Source organism: Streptosporangium sp. NPDC006007 (assembly GCF_040614315.1).
In the GTDB taxonomy this organism is placed as follows: Bacteria; Actinomycetota; Actinomycetes; order Streptosporangiales; family Streptosporangiaceae; genus Streptosporangium.
In genome coordinates, this window is sequence record NZ_JBEXUG010000019.1 from 76261 (window position 1) to 95921 (window position 19661).

16 protein-coding genes are annotated in these 19661 nt (G+C 68.0%); 10 read left to right on the top strand and 6 right to left on the bottom strand.

The window, feature by feature from the left end; translation table 11 throughout:
* The first annotated feature begins 86 nt into the window (after positions 1-86).
* Positions 87-878, top strand: coding sequence for an HAD-IIA family hydrolase (locus ABZ194_RS17050; RefSeq protein WP_355597141.1), 792 nt, complete (start codon positions 87-89; stop codon positions 876-878).
* A gap of 154 nt (positions 879-1032) precedes the next feature.
* Here the strand turns inward: ABZ194_RS17050 and ABZ194_RS17055 are convergent, their stop codons facing one another.
* The 3 genes from ABZ194_RS17055 to arfB all read right to left on the bottom strand — a co-directional run bounded on the left by ABZ194_RS17055 (position 1033) and on the right by arfB (position 2759).
* Positions 1033-1476, bottom strand: coding sequence for an NUDIX domain-containing protein (locus tag ABZ194_RS17055; protein ID WP_355597143.1), 444 nt, complete (start codon positions 1474-1476; stop codon positions 1033-1035).
* A gap of 60 nt (positions 1477-1536) precedes the next feature.
* Positions 1537-2055 carry an RICIN domain-containing protein gene (locus tag ABZ194_RS17060; protein ID WP_355597145.1) on the bottom strand — a complete coding sequence of 173 codons (519 nt, stop codon included), beginning with the start codon at positions 2053-2055 and terminating at the stop codon, positions 1537-1539.
* A 281-nt stretch (positions 2056-2336) separates the two neighbouring features.
* A complete protein-coding gene (gene arfB, locus ABZ194_RS17065; protein ID WP_355597147.1) occupies positions 2337-2759 on the bottom strand; it encodes an alternative ribosome rescue aminoacyl-tRNA hydrolase ArfB in 423 nt (140 codons plus the stop codon).
* Positions 2760-2962: 203 nt separating this feature from the next.
* Between arfB and ABZ194_RS17070 the strand changes: the two genes are divergently transcribed.
* From ABZ194_RS17070 to ABZ194_RS17080, 3 genes are all read left to right on the top strand, one after another.
* On the top strand, positions 2963-3820 hold the full coding sequence (locus tag ABZ194_RS17070; protein WP_355597149.1) for a hypothetical protein: 858 nt from the start codon (positions 2963-2965) through the stop codon (positions 3818-3820).
* 112 nt (positions 3821-3932) lie between these two features.
* Complete coding sequence (locus ABZ194_RS17075) at positions 3933-4445, top strand: hypothetical protein (RefSeq protein WP_355597151.1); 513 nt, start codon at positions 3933-3935, stop codon at positions 4443-4445.
* A gap of 140 nt (positions 4446-4585) precedes the next feature.
* Positions 4586-5815: a cytochrome P450 gene (locus ABZ194_RS17080; RefSeq protein WP_355597153.1), complete on the top strand. Its 1230-nt coding sequence runs from the start codon at positions 4586-4588 to the stop codon at positions 5813-5815.
* 135 nt (positions 5816-5950) lie between these two features.
* Here ABZ194_RS17080 and ABZ194_RS17085 read toward each other — a convergent pair whose 3' ends face one another.
* A complete protein-coding gene (locus tag ABZ194_RS17085; protein WP_355597155.1) occupies positions 5951-7669 on the bottom strand; it encodes a DUF6119 family protein in 1719 nt (572 codons plus the stop codon).
* Positions 7670-7839: 170 nt separating this feature from the next.
* On the opposite strand from ABZ194_RS17085, the gene ABZ194_RS17090 reads away from it, so the two are divergent.
* From ABZ194_RS17090 to ABZ194_RS17105, 4 genes are read left to right on the top strand one after another with little or no spacing between them, the layout of a single operon-like run.
* Positions 7840-9945 carry an N-6 DNA methylase gene (locus ABZ194_RS17090; RefSeq protein WP_355597157.1) on the top strand — a complete coding sequence of 702 codons (2106 nt, stop codon included), beginning with the start codon at positions 7840-7842 and terminating at the stop codon, positions 9943-9945.
* Positions 9932-11548, top strand: coding sequence for a class I SAM-dependent DNA methyltransferase (locus ABZ194_RS17095; protein WP_355597159.1), 1617 nt, complete (start codon positions 9932-9934; stop codon positions 11546-11548). The genes ABZ194_RS17090 and ABZ194_RS17095 overlap by 14 nt, the downstream gene beginning before the upstream one ends.
* Positions 11541-12746, top strand: coding sequence for a restriction endonuclease subunit S (locus tag ABZ194_RS17100; protein WP_355597161.1), 1206 nt, complete (start codon positions 11541-11543; stop codon positions 12744-12746). The genes ABZ194_RS17095 and ABZ194_RS17100 overlap by 8 nt, the downstream gene beginning before the upstream one ends.
* The gene (locus tag ABZ194_RS17105) at positions 12743-15943 is read left to right on the top strand and encodes a type I restriction endonuclease subunit R (protein ID WP_355597163.1); all 3201 of its coding nucleotides are present in this window, start codon (positions 12743-12745) and stop codon (positions 15941-15943) included. Before ABZ194_RS17100 ends, ABZ194_RS17105 begins: the two co-directional genes overlap by 4 nt.
* Before the next feature lie 51 nt (positions 15944-15994).
* Here ABZ194_RS17105 and ABZ194_RS17110 read toward each other — a convergent pair whose 3' ends face one another.
* Complete coding sequence (locus ABZ194_RS17110) at positions 15995-17383, bottom strand: hypothetical protein (protein WP_355597165.1); 1389 nt, start codon at positions 17381-17383, stop codon at positions 15995-15997.
* 103 nt (positions 17384-17486) lie between these two features.
* Here ABZ194_RS17110 and ABZ194_RS17115 point away from each other — a divergent pair, with 103 nt between their 5' ends.
* Positions 17487-17819 carry a hypothetical protein gene (locus ABZ194_RS17115; protein ID WP_355597167.1) on the top strand — a complete coding sequence of 111 codons (333 nt, stop codon included), beginning with the start codon at positions 17487-17489 and terminating at the stop codon, positions 17817-17819.
* On the top strand, positions 17816-18103 hold the full coding sequence (locus tag ABZ194_RS17120; protein WP_355597169.1) for a hypothetical protein: 288 nt from the start codon (positions 17816-17818) through the stop codon (positions 18101-18103). The genes ABZ194_RS17115 and ABZ194_RS17120 overlap by 4 nt, the downstream gene beginning before the upstream one ends.
* A gap of 47 nt (positions 18104-18150) precedes the next feature.
* Here the strand turns inward: ABZ194_RS17120 and ABZ194_RS17125 are convergent, their stop codons facing one another.
* Positions 18151-19578 carry an MFS transporter gene (locus tag ABZ194_RS17125; RefSeq protein ID WP_355597171.1) on the bottom strand — a complete coding sequence of 476 codons (1428 nt, stop codon included), beginning with the start codon at positions 19576-19578 and terminating at the stop codon, positions 18151-18153.
* Positions 19579-19661: the final 83 nt, after the last annotated feature.

Below are 19661 nucleotides of genomic sequence, written 5' to 3' on the forward strand. Positions count from 1 at the left end.
GGACCTGATGACACGCGGCCCCGTCTCACCTGTCACCCTTGTCCTGGGTCCGTCATGCGGGACCGCGGAGAGAACACGGGGGAGTGATGGAGGAACGCAAGCCGATCGAGTGCTGGCTGTCGGACATGGACGGGGTTCTCGTCCACGAGGGCCACCCCGTCCCCGGTGCGGACGAGTTCATCCGACGCCTGCGCGAGTCCGGCAGACGGTTCCTGGTGCTCACCAACAACTCCATCTACACCCCGCGCGACCTGGCCGTACGGCTGCGCGCCGCCGGTCTTGACATCCCCGCCCGGTCCATCTGGACCTCGGCGCTGGCCACGGCCAGGTTTCTGGACGGCCAGCGTCCCGGCGGCTCCGCCTACGTGATCGGTGAGGCGGGCCTGACCACCGCCCTGCACGAGGCGGGTTACATCCTGACCGATATCCAGCCCGACTACGTGGTGCTCGGCGAGACCCGTACCTACAGCTTCACCCAGATCACCCGGGCCATCCGGCTGATCGAGGGCGGGGCCCGCTTCATCGCGACCAACCCCGACCCGGTCGGCCCGTCGAACGAGGGCTCGCTGCCCGCCTGCGGTGCGGTCGCGGCGTTGATCACCAAGGCGACCGGTGTGCAGCCCTACTTCGTCGGCAAGCCCAACCCGATGATGATGCGCAGCGCGCTGCGTGCCATCGACGGCCACAGCGAGAGCACCGCCATGATCGGGGACCGGATGGACACCGACATCGTCTCCGGGATGGAGGCGGGACTCCACACGATCCTGGTGCTCAGCGGCGTCACGACCAGGGACCAGGTGGACCGTTACCCGTTCCGCCCCTCCCAGGTGGCCGACTCGGTCGCCGACCTGATCGAGATGATCGACAACGGCACCTGACACGATCGCCCGGGAGGGGCCGCCCTGGCCGCCCGGGGAGCGCGACCACCCGCAGAGGTGGCGCCTCGGCAGTCTGGGAAGGTCTGCGGCAACCGTCCGGGGCAGCGGGGCGGCCGGGAAGGTCGTGCCGGGTCGGCGGGGATCCGGGGGCGGGTCAGGAGATCAGCTCGGGCAGCCTGGTGATGTGGTCGGCCAGGTAGGCGCCGAGTTCCGGGGGGACCAGGTTGATGGCGGTGATCTCGGCGGGATCGAGAGGTAGCCGGACCACCTCGTAGAGACCCCTGGCGGGGTCGGAGAACTCCGGACCGCAGCGCAGGGCGAGATCCATGGAGACCAGGCGGCAGCCGTAGACGTGCTGGGTCTTGACGCCCTCCTCGCGGACGCACTCCAGGGTGGTCAGCGGGGTGACGCCGGAGACGGTGGCGCCCAGCTCCTCCAGAACCTCGCGGTGCAGGGTGTGTTCCAGGGAGGTGTCCCCGGGCTCGACGTGGCCGCCGGGGATGGACCAGTAGAGCTCCTCGCCGGGAACCGTACGCCGGAACAGCACGAGCCGGTCGTCGTCGAGGAGAACCGCGCGGACGCTGGGGACGAGAGGCATCTGTTCATTCTGTCACCCCGGCCCTGGAGACCCCGGTCCGCGGCAGAGGATTTCGCCGGGTCAGGACGCGTCGATGAAGCTCCACCGCTGGTAGTCGTCGTCGGGGTCGGTCGGGCTGAGCACGGCGCCGGCGTCGTCGTCTCCGGCGGCCAGGGCCAGCCCCTCATACCTGGCGCTTTCGAACAGGCCGGTGTTGGGGCCCTCGGGCGAGAAGCGCCACTTCTGGGCGGCTCGGGTGTCGCACATGCGCAGTTTGATCTGACCGGCGGTGCTCCGGGGCGACTCGGCGGTGACGCAGAGGCCGGGGTCGACGACGGTGATGATGTGGAAGGTGCCGTCGTTCTGCCTGTCCAGGATCCACTTCTGGTTGTCCTGCCGGTTGGGGGTGTAGGTCAGCACGACCGCGCCCGGCCCGACGTCTCCCTCGGACACGTCCAGATTCCGGTTGCCGCCCTCGTTCCGGATGAAGATCCTGCCGTCGGGGGCGGCCGAGGCCGGACCCGCCCCGGCGACCACGACGGCGGCGAGGAGGCTCGCGGAGAGGGCGGCGAACGCGGAGATCCTGCGGATGGCGAACATGGGGACACGCTCCTTGTCTGGACTGCGGAGAGTCGTCTGGACTGAGGGGAGGGGCCGCGGGCCGGACGGGCCGACTCGTCCGGCTCGGGGCTCAGCCCGTCGGTGACCGAGTGTTCCAGATCGACTACTCAAAGTCACCGTGCCTTGAAGGTGAGGTTCCTCTGCCCGTAAGGGCCGGCGAGTCCTTACCCGATCCCGGCCGGTCCGGGGCGACCACCCGCGGCACCGGACCTCTCGGCGTTCCGGGCGGTGCCGAGGCGCCACCTGCGGAGAACGGAGGCTTAGTGGTCGTCCCGGCGCAGCCGCTTGAGGTCGGAACGGCGCTTCTTGGCGGAGATCCGCCGCTCGACGGCGCCCCTGCTGGGCTTGGTGGGGCGGCGCCTCCTGGGCGGCGGGGCGACGGCCTCCCTCAGGAGCCGGGCCAAGCGCGTCTCGGCGGCCTCGCGGTTGCGCAGCTGGGAGCGGAACTCGGAGGCGGCGATGGTGACGACTCCGTTCACCAGGCGGGGGCCGAGGCGCTGCAGGGCGCGGACCTTGAGTGCCGGGTCGAGCGCCTCGCTGGCGGCCAGGTCGAAGCTGAGCTCGACCCGGCTGTCGGTGGTGTTGACCCCCTGCCCGCCGGGGCCCGAGGAACGGGAGAACCGCCAGTGGAGCTCGGCCTCGGGAATGGAGACCGAGTCGCTGACCTGAAGTGGGCCCGACATGGCGACCGCCTCCTTTCCACGGGGTTCACCGGGACGTCCTGATCGGGGTGTGCGTCCAGGATATCGAGAGGACAAACCTATTGATCAAGTGATTTATGCCCATCCTGAATGGGGCGGCGGATACGGACTTGTGAGTTCCGGTCTTTTTCCGTCACAGTGACCTGGGGGGCCGCACGGATCCGCGAACGGAAGGGCGGGAACGCGTGGGCAAGATTGTCGGCGTGCACGGGATAGGCAAGTACCACTACTACCGCGACGCGGGAAACTCGGTGGCGGACGCGGCCGCGGCGGTACGCGACAAGTGGGACCGTTACCTGCACAGAGGGCTGACCGGTGGCTTGCCGCACGACCGGCAGCGGTATATCACCGAGATCGCCTACTACGCCCACCTGCTGGGGGAGCACAAGGACGAGTCTCCTCGCGCCGTGCAGACCATGGACGTCCCGTCCCAGGAGGTCTTCGTCGCGTGGGCCGGGCAGCTCGGCCCGCCGAGGGAGGGGCTGACCGGCGCGCTGGGAGAGGGGCTGACCGGCGCGCTGCACCGGATGACCGGCTGGCTGCTGGACCGTCTGCAGGCCGAGGCCGCCGACTTCGCCAGGTTCTTCTGCCCCGAGGTCGCCGCGTACATGACCGCCGACGGCGAGACACGGGCGAAGGCGCGTCTCGCCGTGGCGGAGGTGATCGAGCGCAGCCGGCCGGAGGTGGTGATCGCGCACTCGCTCGGCAGCGTGGTGACCTACGAGGCGCTCTGGGCCGATCCCGGCCCGGAGGTGGATCTGCTGATCACTCTTGGCAGCCCGCTCGGCATGCGCAACGTGATCTTCGACCGCCTGTTGCCCACCCCGGTCAACGGCCGGGGTGAAAAACCGCCACATGTCCGGCGGTGGGTGAACATCGCCGATAAGGATGACATCGTGGCCATCCCGGCGGCGCTGCGAGGGTGCTTCACCGGGGTCGACCAGGAGACGCTGGTGAACCTCGACTGGCTCGACTTCCACACGGTGGAGAAGTATCTGGGCTGCGGCGCGCTCAACGAGCACCTGAAGCCGTACCTGGGCTGACGGCGCGGACGCGGGTGAGCGCCCCCGGCCGGTGGACTCCGGTACGGCGGGTCGCTCTCCCGCTTGATCTGATCGCCGGGAATTCTGAATGATTTGTTAGATGATGCGGCATATGAGTTACCTCCCCAAGAGGCTCGCCGCCGCGGTTCTCGCCGCCGCGCTGGGCGGTACCCTCCTCGTCCAGCCTCCCGCCGCGGCCACCGCCATGACCACCGCCGCGGCGGCCACCACCGCCGCGGACTTCCACTACGACGTCTACTTCCCCAAGTACACCCGCCGGGGCGGATACCTCACCTACACCGTGAAGGTGCGCAACCGGAAGGCCAGGGGCCAGCACTACGTGGCGCTCGTCGGGGAGTTCTCCCGCCACTTCCGCAGGCTCAAGGTGATCGACAGGCCGCGCAGCGTCAGGTGTTCCGTCAAGCGGCGGACCCTGGCCTGCCTGATCTCCTCGCTCGACAAGGGGGACTCCACCACCGTCAAACTGCGCGGATGGGTCGGCTCGCGCCGGGGCACCGCCGTGGCCAGGTTCGGCGCGGTCGTCACCGACGAGCCGGGTGTCTCCGTGGGAAGGCTCGCCAAGCGGATCCGCCACCACGTGAGGGCGACGTCGAAGGTCCTTTGACCGCGGAGCGCGGTGGCGGCCGCCGCGGCGGTGGTCATGGCGGTGACGGTCTCCGGAAATTCGGATATTCGGCTCACCGGGTGGTGAAGTCCGGATACCGGCACGGGTGAAGCGGGTAAAGAACGTGCCAGGATTGGGGCATGGGAATCGACCTGGCTGATCTGGGGTTCTGGCGCCGCCCGCAGAAGGAGCGGCACGAGGCGTTCGCGCGGCTGCGAGAGCTCGACCGGCCGGTCTTCTTCCCGGAGAGGCGGGTGCCGCTGCTCCGTTCGGGCAAGGGGTTCTACGCCCTCGTCCGGCACGCCGACGTGGTGGAGGCCAGCCGCAATGCCAAGGTGTTCTCCAGCGAGCCCGCGGTGACCAACCCCGAGCCGCCCGGCTGGGTCAAGCACGTGTTCGGCGAGTCCATGGTGAACATGGACGATCCCCGGCACGCCCGGCTGCGGCGCATCGTCTCCCGCGCGTTCAGCCCCAGGATGCTGAGCAACCTGCAGGGCGACATCGACGGGGCGTGCGCGAGAATCGTCGACGACGTGGTGGCCGCCGGCCCCGGTGACTTCGTCGCCCAGGTCGCCGCCCGGCTGCCCATCCACGTGATCTGCGACATGATGGGCATCCCCGACGACGTGCGGACCCGGGTGCACCGGCACGTGGACGTCTCCACCGCCTACACCGGGGTCCGGCCCAGCCTCGCGCAGACGGTCCGGATGGGCGCCCGGAACATGACGGCGCTGCTCGCCCTGCAACGTCTGGTGATCAAACTCGGCAGGGAGCGCGCGGAGGCGCCCGGGGGAGACCTGGTCTCGGCGCTGGTCACCGCCAACGTGGACGGCGAGCGGCTGACCGATCGCGAGCTGGGGTCGTTCTTCGCGCTCCTGCTGGTGGCGGGGAACGAGACGGCCCGCAACACCATGGCCCACGGCATCAAGCTGCTCACCGACAACCCCGAACAGCGCCGTCTGCTGGTGGAGGACTTCGACGCCCGCGTCGGCGGGGCGATCGAGGAGATGGTCCGCCACGTCTCGCCCATCATGCAGTTCCGCCGCACCGTCACCCAGGACTACGACCTGCGCGGACTTCGCCTGAAGGCCGGGGACAAGGTCGTGCTCTTCTACGGCTCGGCCAACCGCGACGAGGAGGTCTTCCCGGACGCCGACCGGTTCGACATCACCCGCGACACCAAGCCGCATGTGGGTTTCGGCGGCCCCGGCCCGCACTTCTGCCTGGGCGCCAACCTCGCCCGCCAGGAGATGAGGACGATGTTCCGCGAACTGCTGACCCGGCTGCCGGAGATCCGCTCGGTCGGCGAGCCCGAACTGCTGGTCTCCAACTTCGACAACAGCGTCCGCACCCAGGCCTTCACCTTCTAGGCGTTTCCAGGGTCCGGCGCCGGAAAAGCAGTAGGCGTCCTCGGGTGAGAGGCTTCGCGGCGGTCACCGGCCTCATGTCTCCAACGTCGATCGGGGCCGGTGTCGACGCGGCGTCGGCACCGGCTCGAAGACCCCCTACACGGCCTCGGTGTCCGCCTCGCAGTCGCAGGCCTTACCCCTGATGCCGACGACCTCGACGGTGACGCCCCAGGACCTGAGCGTGGTCGCGGTGTGCACGAGGGACACCTGGGCGAACGGGAAGAGCGTGTCGGCGGTGAGTTCGCTGCCGTTCTTCAGCAGGATCGCGAGGATCACCTTCGTCGGCTGGAAGTCGGCGGGGAGAAGTCGGCCGCCCGGCGCCTTGGCGACCTTCTCCCTGAATTCGGTCATCGTCTCGGGGTCGTGCTGGAGCGCCTGTACGGCCACCAGGGCCTGCTTGAACAGGTGGCTCAGCGGACCCGCGCTTTTGTGCGCGTGCTTGACCATCAGCAACGTGTCGTCCGGGAGGAGGAGGTCGCAGACCTCCACCCCATTGCCTCGGTGCAGCCGGGTCCTCGCCAGCTTCCCGTCCACACACACGTAGCCGGGGCAGTGGTCCGCGACGTCCTGGCAGAAGCGACGCTCGTTGTGCGCGAGGTCCCACGCGGGCAGGTCCGTGGACAGCGGAGCCACGATCAGCCGCTCGACCGCGGCGCGTACCGACGCGAGGTAAGCCGGTCCGATCTCATACCACTCGCCGTTGAGCAGGAAGAATCTCCGTTCCCCCAAGGCGATGTCGACCTCTACCCACTGGATCGCCTTGAACCGCCGGAGCACGTCGTCCTCCCGAGCGCGCGAGTCCTTGAACAGGGTGACGTCGCCGTCGCGCAGCGCGTCGACCCGACGACCGTCGCGCTGGACCCGGAGCCGGTCGAGCAGGTAGGAGAGGTCGAACTCGTCGTTCCGGCGTCCCTGGCGGCTGTTGATCCGTATCTGACAGGCGCGGGTCTCCATGTGGTCGTCCCAGTGATCGTCCGGGACGACCACCGCCATCCGGCCCTCGTCCGGCCGCCCCAGGAGGTCGTCGAGGATCCCGTCGAGCCGGTCGGCCAGGCCGGCGTCCTTGACCGGAATGACGCGCTCGACGAACTCCAGCTCCTCGCGTGGGGACTCCTCACGGCACACCCTGGCGATCTCCCGGACGTCGGCGATCAGGTTCGCCCCCTCCACACCCAGGTGCAGACGGAGCCCGACCCCGCCCTGCGCGCTGGAGACCCGCGCCCGGCTCCGTGAGGAGACCGTCAACCGCACGTCGCTGAGGCGTCCGCCGATGTGGCGGACGACCTGCGCGTGCTCCTCGATCCCGAAGGCGTGCACCGAGGCGCCGCCGGGAACCAGGGTGATGTCCGTCTTCCCGGCACCCGGGGTCTGCCGGACCAGGTCCTTGATCTCGTTCGGGTCGACGCGGCGGATGGCGAAACACAGCCCGAAGCGCCGGTCCTTTAGCCTGTCCGGGATGAGGCGGTATCCCTGGTCGTAGCCGATGGCGTACACCTCGTGGTCGACGGCGAACACGAGCAGCCCGGCGGCGCGGCAGCTCGGCCGGGAGACCGGGCATCCGGTGGTGCGCCGCAGGTCTTCGCACCAGCTCGCCTCGGCTTTCATGTAGACGGCGTCGATCACGATCGCGGGTACGCCGAGCCCGTTCGGGATGTCGACCCTGGCGTCAAGGGCGTCGAGCTGCTCGTGGTCGAGCGCTTCGAATATCGCTTCGATGGTGGGGGCCACGCCTTTGAGACGGTACAGGGTGCGCACAGTGGTGTCGGCGGCCATGGGCACGCTCTTTCTCGCGGGGGGCGCCAGTGGGGAAGGCATGGCGCGACGGGTGGACGTGAGCAAAGATGCGCTCCGAGAACGACCGAGGATCGCGAAATAGGTCAAGAGGAGTCGGTAAGGGGGGTTATCAGGGCGATTGCCACACACATTGAGATGATCTGCGCTAGATTCTCGATCACAAGAACTCCCGTGGGACAGGAGAAGGTCTGGTGAAGGACGCCGTCCCGCTGATGTCCATGCCGGAGATCGCGGAGATGGCCGGGGTGAAGCGCCCCGTGGTCACCACATGGCGGCGCAGGCACCCGGATTTCCCCTGCCCGGTCGACGGTGACGCGGGCAGGCCGTTCTTCGACGCCCGTGAGGTCGCCGAGTGGCTGGCCCTGACCGGACGTGTCGAGCGGCACCGAGTGGAGGAGGACCTCAGCCTGTACACCCTCACCCGCCTCGGGCAGATGCTGCCCGGCAAGGATCTGATCGCCGCCGTGACGGCCCTCATCTGCCTGCGCTCCCTTGAGGACGACGCCCCCCTCGCGGACGGTGCCGACGGCGTGCCGGCCAGGCTGCGTGACCGAGCCGCCCGGACGGATCGCGAGGACGAGCTGCTGCGCTCCGAGATCGACGCGATCCCGGCGCATTGCTCCTGGCTGGCCGGAGCCGTCGACGATTTCGTGGAGGCGGCCTACGGCTGTGGGAACGCCTTCGAGCGGGTGCTCGACAGGCGGCACCGGTTCGACGCCTCCGGCCTCTACGCGGTGGCGGTCGCTCCCGAGCTCGCCCGGCTGATCGCAGGGGTGAGCGGGGTGAGGGAGAAGGCGCGCGAGGCCGACGGATCTGTCCTGGTGACCGATCTCGCCGCCGGTCCCGGCGACTTCCTCGCCGCCGCCGCGCGACTTCTGCGGGACGACTCGCCGATGTTCACCGCCGCCGACCCCGACCCCTATCTGGTACGGCTGACGCGCCGGCGTCTGGCGGTCCAGGAGATCCCGCCACTCGACGTGGACATCCGCGTGGGCGACAGGCTCCCCGACGAGGCGGGCGACCCCGACGTCATTCTCACCCAGGTTCCCTACAGGCCGGCCGAGGAGCGCTCCGCGGCCGAGGTGCTCGCCTGGATGGACGACGTCTCCGTACGGCTCGCACCGGGACGGACCGCCGTGATCCTCGGCCCAGCCAATGTGCTGACCGGCGAGTTGAAGCCCTTCTCCAAGGAGGAACGGGCACGTGCCGACCTGCTGAAGTCCGGCATGGTCGAAGCCGTGATCCGGCTCCCGGGCGGGCTGGTGCCGTACCGGCCCGGATACGAGACGGCGATCTGGGTGCTCACCTCCGCGCACGACTCACGGTGGCGGCACCGGGTGCTCCTCGCCGACGTCTCCGAGCGGACGCTGTCCGCGGACGTCGTCGACGCGCTGATCGAGGACGTGGTGACCTGGCGGCGTCCGGGGTTCGCCCCGCAGGCGCACGCGCGGCGCTTCGCGACCCAGGTGAGCGTCGACGACCTCGTCACCACCCCGAAACCGTTGATCGCCAGACCCTCGACCGGCGTCGCGAACCCCTCGGCGAAACCCGCCGTCACCATGGCCCACGCGAACGAACTGGAGCGTGAGCTCTACTGGTCCGGCGTGCGTGCCTACGTCGGTGTCTCCCCAATCCGCACCGGTCTGGCGGAGAGCGCCGGCAACCGCCCCCCGGCCGTGACGCTCGGTAAGCTGCTCCGGGACGAACACGTACGGTTGCGGCAGGGCAGTCGATTGAAACCGGAGCACCTCGGCGCTGGCGGCAACTACGCTGTGCTCGGTGCGCTTGAAATTCTTGGACGTCGCAGGACCGGCGAACGGATGATCGACATCCTCACGCTGACCGAGCACTACCCGCGGGCGCAGCTCACCCGGCCCGGTGATGTCATTGTGACGACCGCCCCCGAATTCGGGGTGATGGTCGACCACGGAGGCCGCTCGCTCGTCGAGTTTCCCGCGAGGATCCTGCGCGTCTCCGCCACCGGACGCGACCATTTCACCCCGCGCGTCCTCGCCGCGCTTCTCGCCGACAACGCGAGCGCCCGAGTCGCCGGCAGTGTACGGCCCGTTCGACGGCTTGAGGAGCATCGGGTGGCCCTGCTCCAGCCTGACCTCGTCGCCGGGCTCGACGCGCTCCTGGCGGCTCTGGAGGAGCGTCGCCGCGCGGCGCGCGAGGAGCTCGACATGCTCGACGAGCTGGCCCGGCTCGCCGTCACCGGTCTCGGAACCGGAACGCTCACCCTCGACCCCCACGTTTCTTCGCCGACATCCGAAAAGGAGACCGATGCCCCCGCGTAAGCGCAACAACGGTCAGCAGGGACTGCCTGGTATACCCGGTAGTCAGACCGTGGCCGAGCTGCACGAGATCCTCTGGAAATCCGCCGACAAGCTCCGCGGCTCCATGGACGCCGCGCAGTACAAGGACTTCGTCCTCGGCCTGGTCTTCCTGAAGTACGTCTCGGACGCCTTCAAGGAGCGCCGCGAGCAGATCCGCGCCGAGGCCCTCGCGGACGGCGTCCCCGAGGCGCGCCTGGAATCGTTCCTTGAGGACGTGGACGAATACAGGAGAGAGGAGATCTTCTGGGTTCCCGAGGACGCCCGCTGGGACAGCCTCGCGGCCCAGGCCAAGTCCGAGAGCGTCGGCGAGCTCATCGACACGGCGATGGACGTCATCATGAAGGCGAACTCCTCGCTCACCGGTGTCCTTCCCAAGATCTTCAATCGGGAGAGCGTCGACCAGCGCCGTCTCGGCGAGCTGGTCGACCTGATCAGCGACGCCCGCTTCACCGGCCACGAGGGCAAGTCCGCCCGCGACGTGCTCGGCGAGGTCTACGAGTACTTCCTGGAGAAGTTCGCCCGCGCCGAGGGCAAGCGCGGCGGCGAGTTCTACACCCCCGCCAGCGTCGTCAGGGTCCTGGTCGAGGTCCTGGAACCGTACAAGGGCCGGGTCTACGACCCCTGCTGCGGGTCCGGCGGCATGTTCGTCCAGGCCGAGAAGTTCGTCCTCGCCCACCGGGGGCGTCGTGACGACATCGCCGCCTACGGCCAGGAGGCCAACGAGCGCACCTGGCGGCTGGCCAAGATGAACCTCGCCATCCACGGCATCGGCGGCGACCTGTCCAGGAGCTGGGCCGACACCTTCTACGAGGACCGGCACCCGGACCTGAAGGCCGACTTCATCCTCGCCAACCCGCCGTTCAACATGTCGGACTGGCACCGCAAGACCGACGACCCTCGCTGGCGCTTCGGCGTCCCCCCGGCGGGCAACGCCAACTTCGCCTGGATGCAGCACATCATCTCCAAGCTCGGTGTGCGCGGCAGCGCGGGCGTGGTCATGGCGAATGGATCGATGTCGTCGAAGCAGTCCGGCGAGGGCGAGATCCGCGCGGCCCTGGTCGAGGCCGACCTGGTGGCCTGCATGATCGCACTTCCACCGCAGCTCTTCCGTACGACGCAGATTCCCGCCTGCCTGTGGTTCTTCACCAAGGACAAGTCCGCTCGCGGCGGCATGACCGACCGGTCCGGTCAGGTCTTGTTCATTGACGCTCGGAACATGGGCACGATGGCGGACCGCACCGAGCGTGTCTTCACTGACAAGGACATCGCCAAGATCTCCGGTGCGTTCCACGCCTGGCGAGGTACGGCTTCCGCCCGTGAAGCGGGGCTCACCTACGTGGACGAGCCGGGTTTCTGCTATTCGGCCGACCTGGATGAGATCCGCAAGCACGAGCACGCTCTCACTCCCGGTCGCTATGTCGGTGCCGCCGAGGTCGACGACTCCGACGACGAGCCAACCGCAGAGAAGATCGAGCGCCTGACTAAGGAAATCTTCGCGCACTTCGACGAGTCAGCGCGTCTGGAAAAAGTCGTCCGCGAGCAGTTGGAGCGTATCGATGGCTGAGTGGCCGACAGTTCGTTTTCATGAACTTTCCGCCGAGGAAAAGAGCGCTTTTTCAAAGCCTTATGGTTCTGCGATAACCAAGGAAGACTACCTGCCTCAAGGGATCCCGGTGGTTCGAGGTGTAAATCTAGGGCAAGGTATTTTTCTCGACGATGAATTCGTGTTCATAAGTGAGGAGAAGGCTGACCGAATGCCTGGAGCAAATCTAGCTCCTGGAGACCTAGTTTTCACCCATCGCGGCACAATCGGCCAGGTTTCGATGATCCCGCGGTCTCCCCGATATGACCGCTATGTCCTTTCGACGAGTCAGGTCAAGGCTCGCCTTGACTTTGAACGTGCACTCCCAGAATTCTACTACTATTGGTTCATCGCCCCCGGCGGGCGGCATGAACTTCTTGGTAACGCATCAACTGTCGGTGTGCCAGGAATTGGGCAACCGGTGGCGACGATTAAGTCTCTGAAGGTTCCCCATCCACCGTTGCCCGTTCAGAGGGCCATTGCAGCTTTGCTGAGGGCTCTCGACGACAAGATTGCCGTCGACAACCGTATCAGCGTCACCGCCGACGAGCTCCGTAAGCTTAGGCTTTCGGCATTTCTGGGATCCGATAAAGGGAATGAAGAGCGTCCGCTCTCATCTGTGGCGAAGTTTATCAACGGTCGCGCGTTCACCAAGGATGCGACTGGAAGTGGGCGTATGGTTGTCCGGATCGCAGAATTGAACTCTGGGCCGGGAAGAGCGACCGTCTATAATGACATCGAAGTTTCCGAGCGACATTTGGCTAGGCCGGGTGACATTCTATTTGCTTGGTCTGGCTCACTTACGGTAGTGCGTTGGTTTCGCCCTGAAGCGATCATCAACCAGCATATTTTCAAGGTGGTACCCATTGACGGCGTTCCGGCATGGTTGGCGTTCGATTTGGTGCAGACGAAGCTTGCGGTATTCAAGGGAATCGCTGCTGACAAAGCGACAACCATGGGGCACATTCAGCGCCATCATCTTGACGAACCGGTCATGGTTCCCTTGGGGGATCAGATCGCAAAGCTCGATGCAGAATTAGGGCCTCTTTGGGATCGGGCGCTTTTGGCTGAGCAAGAGGCTCAGTTGCTTGCCCAACTCCGCGACACATTGCTACCGAAGCTCATGGCGGGAGAGATCAGGGTCCGGGATGCGGAGAAGGTGGTGGAGGACGCCTTATGAGCGGGCTCAGCGAGAATGAGTGGGAGGCCTTCGCGCTGGAGGTCCTGGGCGAGCTGGCCTGGGAGACCACCGACGGAACGAAGATCGCGCCGGGGTCACAGGCGTTCGAGACCGGCGGGCGGGACTCCTGGGCGGAGCCGATCATCCCGGGGCGGCTGCGGGAGGCGGTCAAGCGCATCAACCCGCAGCTTCCTCCGGCCGCCGTGGACGAGGTCGTGGACCTGGTCATGACCCCGAGGTCACTCGACCCCAGAGGTGAGAACCACCGGGTCCACGAGTATCTGACCAAGGGCGTGCGAAGTGTTGTCTACACGGATGAGTTCGGGTCCGCGCAGAACCCGACCATCCGCCTGATCGATCGGCGCCGGCCGTACGGCAACGATTTCCTCGCGGTGCGGCAGGTGCGGGTGGTCGATGGGGACGTCGGCCGTCGGTTCGACGTGGTGCTCTATCTCAACGGGTTGCCAGTGGTGGTCATCGAGCTGAAGAAGGCCGGTAACCCGCACGCCACTCCGGAGAGTGCTCACGCCCAGCTCATGACTTATGTGGACGAGCTGCCACGGGCGTTCCGCTGCAACGTGCTCTGTGTGATCACTGACGGGATCGAGGCCAAGTACGGCACCGCGTTTACCCTGTTCAACCATTTCGCCCCGTGGAACGTGGACGAAGCCGGGGAGCCGGTGCCGCAGCCCGCCGCTGAGTGGGTCGACTCGGAGTTCAACCTGACCCTGTATGGGCTGTTCGAGCAGCGGAGGTTCATCGCTCTGCTTGATGGCTACGTGGCCTTCGCGCAGACCGACGAAGGATTGCTCAAGCGGGTCGCCAAGCCCCACCAGTATTTCGCGGTGTCGAAGGCCGTCGACAAGACGGTCGAAGCGGTCCGCAGCCATGGGCTGGCCGGGGTGGTCTGGCACACGCAGGGCTCAGGCAAGTCCCTGGAGATGGAGTTCTACTCCGCGCAGGTCCTGCGGCACGCGAGCCTCGGCAACCCGACGATCGTGGTGCTCACCGACCGGACCGAGCTGGACGACCAGCTCTTCGATGGATTCGCGGTCAGCGAGCTGCTGCCGGAGAGGCCACGGCAGGTCACCAGCCGTGAGGAACTGCGCACCGAGCTGTCCAATCGGATGACCGGCGGCATCTACTTCACGACGCTGCAGAAGTTCGGCAGGACCAAGGAGGAGAAGGATCGCGGGGACAAGCACCCCACCCTGTCGCAGCGGCGCAACATCATCGTGATCGTGGACGAGGCGCACCGCAGCCACTACGACAACCTCAACGGGTACGCCAGGCACCTGCGGGATGCCCTGCCGTACGCGACGATGATCGCCTTCACCGGGACGCCGATCTCCGAGACCGACCGGGACACGCGCAAGGTCTTCGGCGACTACATCGACATCTATGACCTGACTCGGGCCGTGGACGACGGCGCGACCGTCCCGGTCTACTACCAGAGCCGCCATATCCCGCTCAACCTCGCCGGCGGCGTCGACACCGAGACCCTCGACGAAGAGGCGGACAAGGTCACCACCGGTCTGGACGAGGCCGAGCGTGAGCGGATCCAGCAGGCGGTCGCGGTGATGAACGCGATGTACGGAGCACCCGACCGGCTGGAGAAACTCGCTCGTGACATCGTCGACCACTGGGCGGCGCGGTCGAGGGAGATGCGCCCGTTCATCGACGCTCCCGGCAAGGGGATGATCGTGTGCGCCACCCGGGAGATCTGCGCGAAGCTGTACGAGCAAATTATCGCCATAAAGCCGGACTGGCATGCCGATGCGGCCGACAAGGGCAAGATCAAGGTCGTCTACAGTGGCGACCCCGGCGACACCGGCATCATCAAGAAGCACATTCGCAGGCCCGCGCAGCAGAAGGCCGTCAAGAACCGGATGAAGGACGAGGACGACGAGCTTGAGCTGATCATCGTCAAGGACATGCTGCTCACCGGGTTCGACGCTCCGCCCCTGCACACGCTCTATCTGGACCGGTCGATGCGGGGCGCGCTGCTCATGCAGACGCTAGCTCGCGTCAACCGCACCTTCCGTGGCAAGCAGGACGGCCTGCTCGTGGGATATGCCCCGATCACCGACAGTCTGTACGCCGCGTTGCAGGAGTACACGACACGGGACAACGAGACCAAGCCGCTCGGCCGGGACCTGGACGATGCGATCGCCAAGGTGCGCGACCTGGTCGAGATCCTCGGCGGCACCATCCTCGGCGGGTTCCCCTGGCGGGCGGGGCTGGCCGTGAAGACCTCCCACGCGTACCGGGACACGGTGCTCGGCGCGGTCAACCATCTCCGTAATCCGTTGACTTCCGGCAACCAGGTGGGCGATTCCAAGGAACCGACGCTCAAGGAGCGCTTCCGGAGGGAAGCCTCACGGCTGGCTCGCTTCTGGGCGCTGTGCTCCAGCAGCGGGGAGCTCAACGAGTTCCGCGACGACATCGCGTTCTTCGCCGAGGTCCGCGTCTGGATGGCCAAGTACGACGCGGCCGAGCGCAAGGCCAACGGACAGCCCGTCCCCGCCGATGTGGAGCTGTACCTGCGGCAGCTCACCGCCGGGGCCGTTGAGGCGGGGGGTGTGACCGACCTGTTCGAGGCGGCCGGCATGCCCCGACCCAACCTCGCGCACCTGGACGAGGCCTTCATCGCCAAGATGCAGCAGGCCAAGCACCCGCAGCTCGCGATCGAGGCCCTGCGCCGGCTGATCGAGCAGGAGATGCGCAAGGTCACCAGACACAACGTCGTCCGGCAGCAGAGCTTCTCCGACCGGCTCATCGCGTTGATGACGAAGTACACCAACCAGCATCTGACCGCCGCTCAGGTCATCGCCGAGCTGGTCGCGATGGCCAAAGCGGTCTCCGTCGACGCCGATCGCGGAAAGCGCTTCACCCCGGTGCTCAGCTCCGACGAGCTGGCGTTCTACGACGCGGTCGCGCAGAACGAGTCGGCGGTCGACGTCATGGGAGAGGGCGTGCTGGCCGACATCGCCCGCGATCTGGTAAGGGCGATGAAGCGCGACGTCACCACCGACTGGGTCTCCCGCGACGACGTCCGCGCCAAACTCCGCTCGACGATCAAGCGACTCCTCGCCAGGCACGGCTACCCGCCGGACATGGAGCCGACGGCCATCGAGCTGGTCCTCAACCAGATGGAGACCTTCGCCGACGAGTGGTCCCCCAACGCCGACAACTGATCACCGTGGCTTTGAGGAGGACGGTCGCCGCGTGCCCAGACGCCGTCCGCTTTACGTCGCGAGAGACAGGCGGCGTTCGTGGAACTCCAGCACGCCGTTCACGCCGGAGTAACGTTTGGTGAGAACCCGGTCGAGCTGTGCGGCGCGGGCGCGGACGGGCGCGGTCATCCGGGGCGAATCGAGGCTTCGCGTGCCCAGGGCGAGTGCTTCATCCGGAGAGCCCAGGTAGGCCAGGGCGATGCCGAGATAGAGACGTGCGCTGGCCTCCCCACTGGGGAGTCGGTTGTGGACTGGTTTCGCCTCGTATGCGGTGACTGCGGCCTCGGCGCTTCGTCGGGCTCGCTCGAAATCTCCGAGCGCGAGCCACGCCGTTGCCGAGTAGCTGGGGATCACCGGGGCCGCACCGGAGGCTCCGGCGTCGATTCCGAAGCGCCCAAGTGCGGTGCCGGGCAACCGCTCGTAGATCTCTTGGGCTGTCCTGAACAGCGACTCGCACTCCGCGCGCCGTCCGAGATTGGCGCAAGCCCTGGCCGCTTGGGCGTTGAGTCGTACAGCAAGGGCGTGGGCCGTTGGCACCCGGGCCAGCCCTCTCTGCGCCGCCGACAGGGCTTTGTCCGGTTGGTTGGTCTGAAGCGTGATGGAGACCAAGACGTTGGCCGCGTGGCCGTACAGCTCGTCGTTCCCGGCCTGGTGGGCGTGCTCGAAGGCGTCGATGGCGTAGGCGTGGGCGGTCGCCGGGTCGCCCAGGTCATGGGCCAAGCTCGCGAGCTGCTGGGAGAGCAGTCCGGCGTACACGTACAGCTCGCGGCCCTCCCTGAGGGTGTGCGGGCTGCGGATGAGCTGGTCCACACGCTGACGGTAGGCGCGGGCCACCGTGAACACGTCGGTGGGCGAGCTGCGCCGGGAGTTGGTAACGATATCGGTGATCACGACTTCGAGGTGGTCGAGGGCGCTCCGTCCGATGGCGGACTGACCGGCCCTGCGGGTGAACTCCATGGCCTCGTCGGCGGCGTCACCCAGCACCCGCCCCAGGGCGGCGGCCAGCCCCACTCTGAACACGTCGCGGCGGTTCGTAGGATCACCTGCTTCCTCGGCGGATCGACCCTCATTGTCCGCCGCGCCGTCGAACGGGCTCAATGTCCCCGCCGGTGCGAACAGGATGGCCTCGGGGATGCCCATGGCCCGGCTGAACAGCAGCCGATAGCGCTCGCTGACCATCATGGTCGCGCCCGACTCCCAGCGGCGGATCGTCCGCACGAGATCTTCATGGCCGGGCAGGTCGCGCCCGTGGTCACCGGCCGTCTCGCGCAGTAGCCGCGCCGTGGTGTGGACGTCCCAGCCCCGCGCCTTGCGCTCACCGCGCACCCGCACCGCCCATGCGGGAGGCGCCCCCTTCTCGGCCCCGGCCATCGCCTCCGCCTCTCCGATCTCCGGCGACACCCGTCGTGTCCGCCGTCATCGACCATTGTCACGCTGCGCGACCGATCGTGCACGACTTCTACTGACATCGATGTGATCGGCAACCGGAAGGTGGACATGCGCGGTGGACGAGCGGCTGGCGTACAACATGGCGGCGGGGCGGGAACTGGCTCGGCGGCTGCCGTGCTGGGTGGTCTGGTACGGCGAGCACACCGGCCGTTTCTGGGCGGTACCCAAGGCGGCGGGCCTGTCGGCCGTGCCGCATCTTGAGGCCGTGACCCCCGGAGAACTCGAACGTGCGGCACGGCACGTTGAGCGAGCCCTCGCCGAGGAGGGGCAGATCCCTCTCCACGAGTCAGATGCCCGGCAGGCGCCCCCTTTCGGGACCGGCGGGCCGGGCAGGTCTCCGCGAACCGGGGGCGCGCCACCGAACCGGAAGGCGGGCCCTTTCCGGTGACCGTGGACAGGGTGCTCGACGCCCTCTGCCGCGAGCTGCGGGTGCTCAGAATCCCGGCCGACGACCGGGACGTGTCGCCGACGGCGGGCGGAGACCTCATCCTCAGCCTCGCGCCGGGACTGATCGTCTGGGTGGGCACCGAGTGGTACCGGTGGATCGGCGACGGGGTCAGATGGCGGTGGCACACGGTCAGGGACCCGGCGGGGGCCGCCCGCCTGATCAACCGGGTCTACGGGCGCCGAGGGAACGAGCCTGCCGGAGGAAACGACGCCGTGCCGCGATGAGCCCTTCCCGATGCTCCACGCGGGCGCCGCGCCGGGCCGCTCCCTCGCTAGCCGTCCAGCGGGGGAGCCTCGACGGGGCAGCACGGATGGGTGCGGGAGGCGCCCAGGACGTTCTCCCTGATGGTGAGGGAGGTGATCAGCGCGGCGGCGCCCATCATCGCCGCGGCGATCAGCATCGTGGTGTGGAACCCGGCGGTGAAGACGGGCGGGGAGTCGAAGGCGTCGCCGGTCAGGCCGGCCAGCGGCGGGATCGCGGCGACCGCGAGCAGCCCGCCGGTCCGGGCCACGGCGTTGTTGACCCCGCTGGCCACCCCCGCGTAGCGCTCGGCGGCGGTGGCCAGCACGGTCGCGGTGAGCGGGGCGACCGCGGCCGACAGTCCCAGCCCGAACAGGGTCGTCGCCGGCAGCACGTCCACGACGTAGGACGAGCCCTCGCCGATCCGTGACATCAGCAGCATCCCGGCCGCGCAGGTCAGGATGCCGGCCGTCATCGGGATCCGGGGGCCGATCCGCTTGGCCAGCTCACCCGCCGGGGCCGACAGCAGCAGCATCAGGACCGTCGCCGGGATCAGCGCGGCCCCGGCCGCCGCCGGGGAGAAGCCCGCCGAGACCTGCAACTGGACGACCAGCAGGAAGAACACCACTCCCATCGCGGCGTACATGACGAACGTCACCACGTTGACCGCGGTGAACACCTTCGAGGTGAAGACCTCGACGGGTACGAGCGCGCCGGGTGAGCGCCTGATCTCCAACCGGACGAACGCGGTGCCCAGGAGCAGGCCCGCCACGAGCGGGATCGTCTCCAGGCCGATCAGGCCGTAGGTGATCCCGGTCAGCGCCAGCGCGGCCAGCGTCGCGCCCAGCACGTCGAACCGGCCTCCAGCCCGCACGTCCCTGCTCTCCGGCACGTGCCGTACGGCCACCGCCACCACCAGCACCGCCGGCGGCAGGTTGATCAGGAACACCCATCGCCAGCCGGCCGTCTGGACCAGCCATCCGCCGAGCAGCGGGCCGATGGCGGCGGCCACCCCGCCCAGCCCCGACCAGGCCCCGATCGCCCTGGGCCGGTCCTCCCGGACGAAGGACGCCTGGATGATGGCGAGGGAGCCGGGGGTGAGCAGCGCCCCGCCGACGCCCTGCAGCGCCCGGGCCGCGATCAGCGTCTCGATGGTGGGGGCCAGCCCGCACAGGGCCGAGGCGATCGCGAACCAGACGACGCCGATCAGGAAGACCTTGCGCCTGCCGTAGCGGTCGCCGAGCGAGCCGCCCAGCAGGATCAGCCCGGCCAGGGTGAGGGTGTAGGCGTTGACGGTCCACTGCAGGCCGGCCATGTCGGCCTTGAGATCGGCGCCGAGCGCGGGCAGCGCCACGTTGACGACCGTGCCGTCCAGCATGGCCATCCCCGAGCCGAGCACCGTGGTGAGCAGGACCCAGCGGCCGGAGGCCGAGCTGAGCCGTATGCGGCCGTTGTCCATAACCTTCATCTTGACTGACCGTTTTTGCCCGTCCAGTCCGGAGGAAGGATTCTCGAAGTGTCGGTGATCTCTGGTAGGACGTG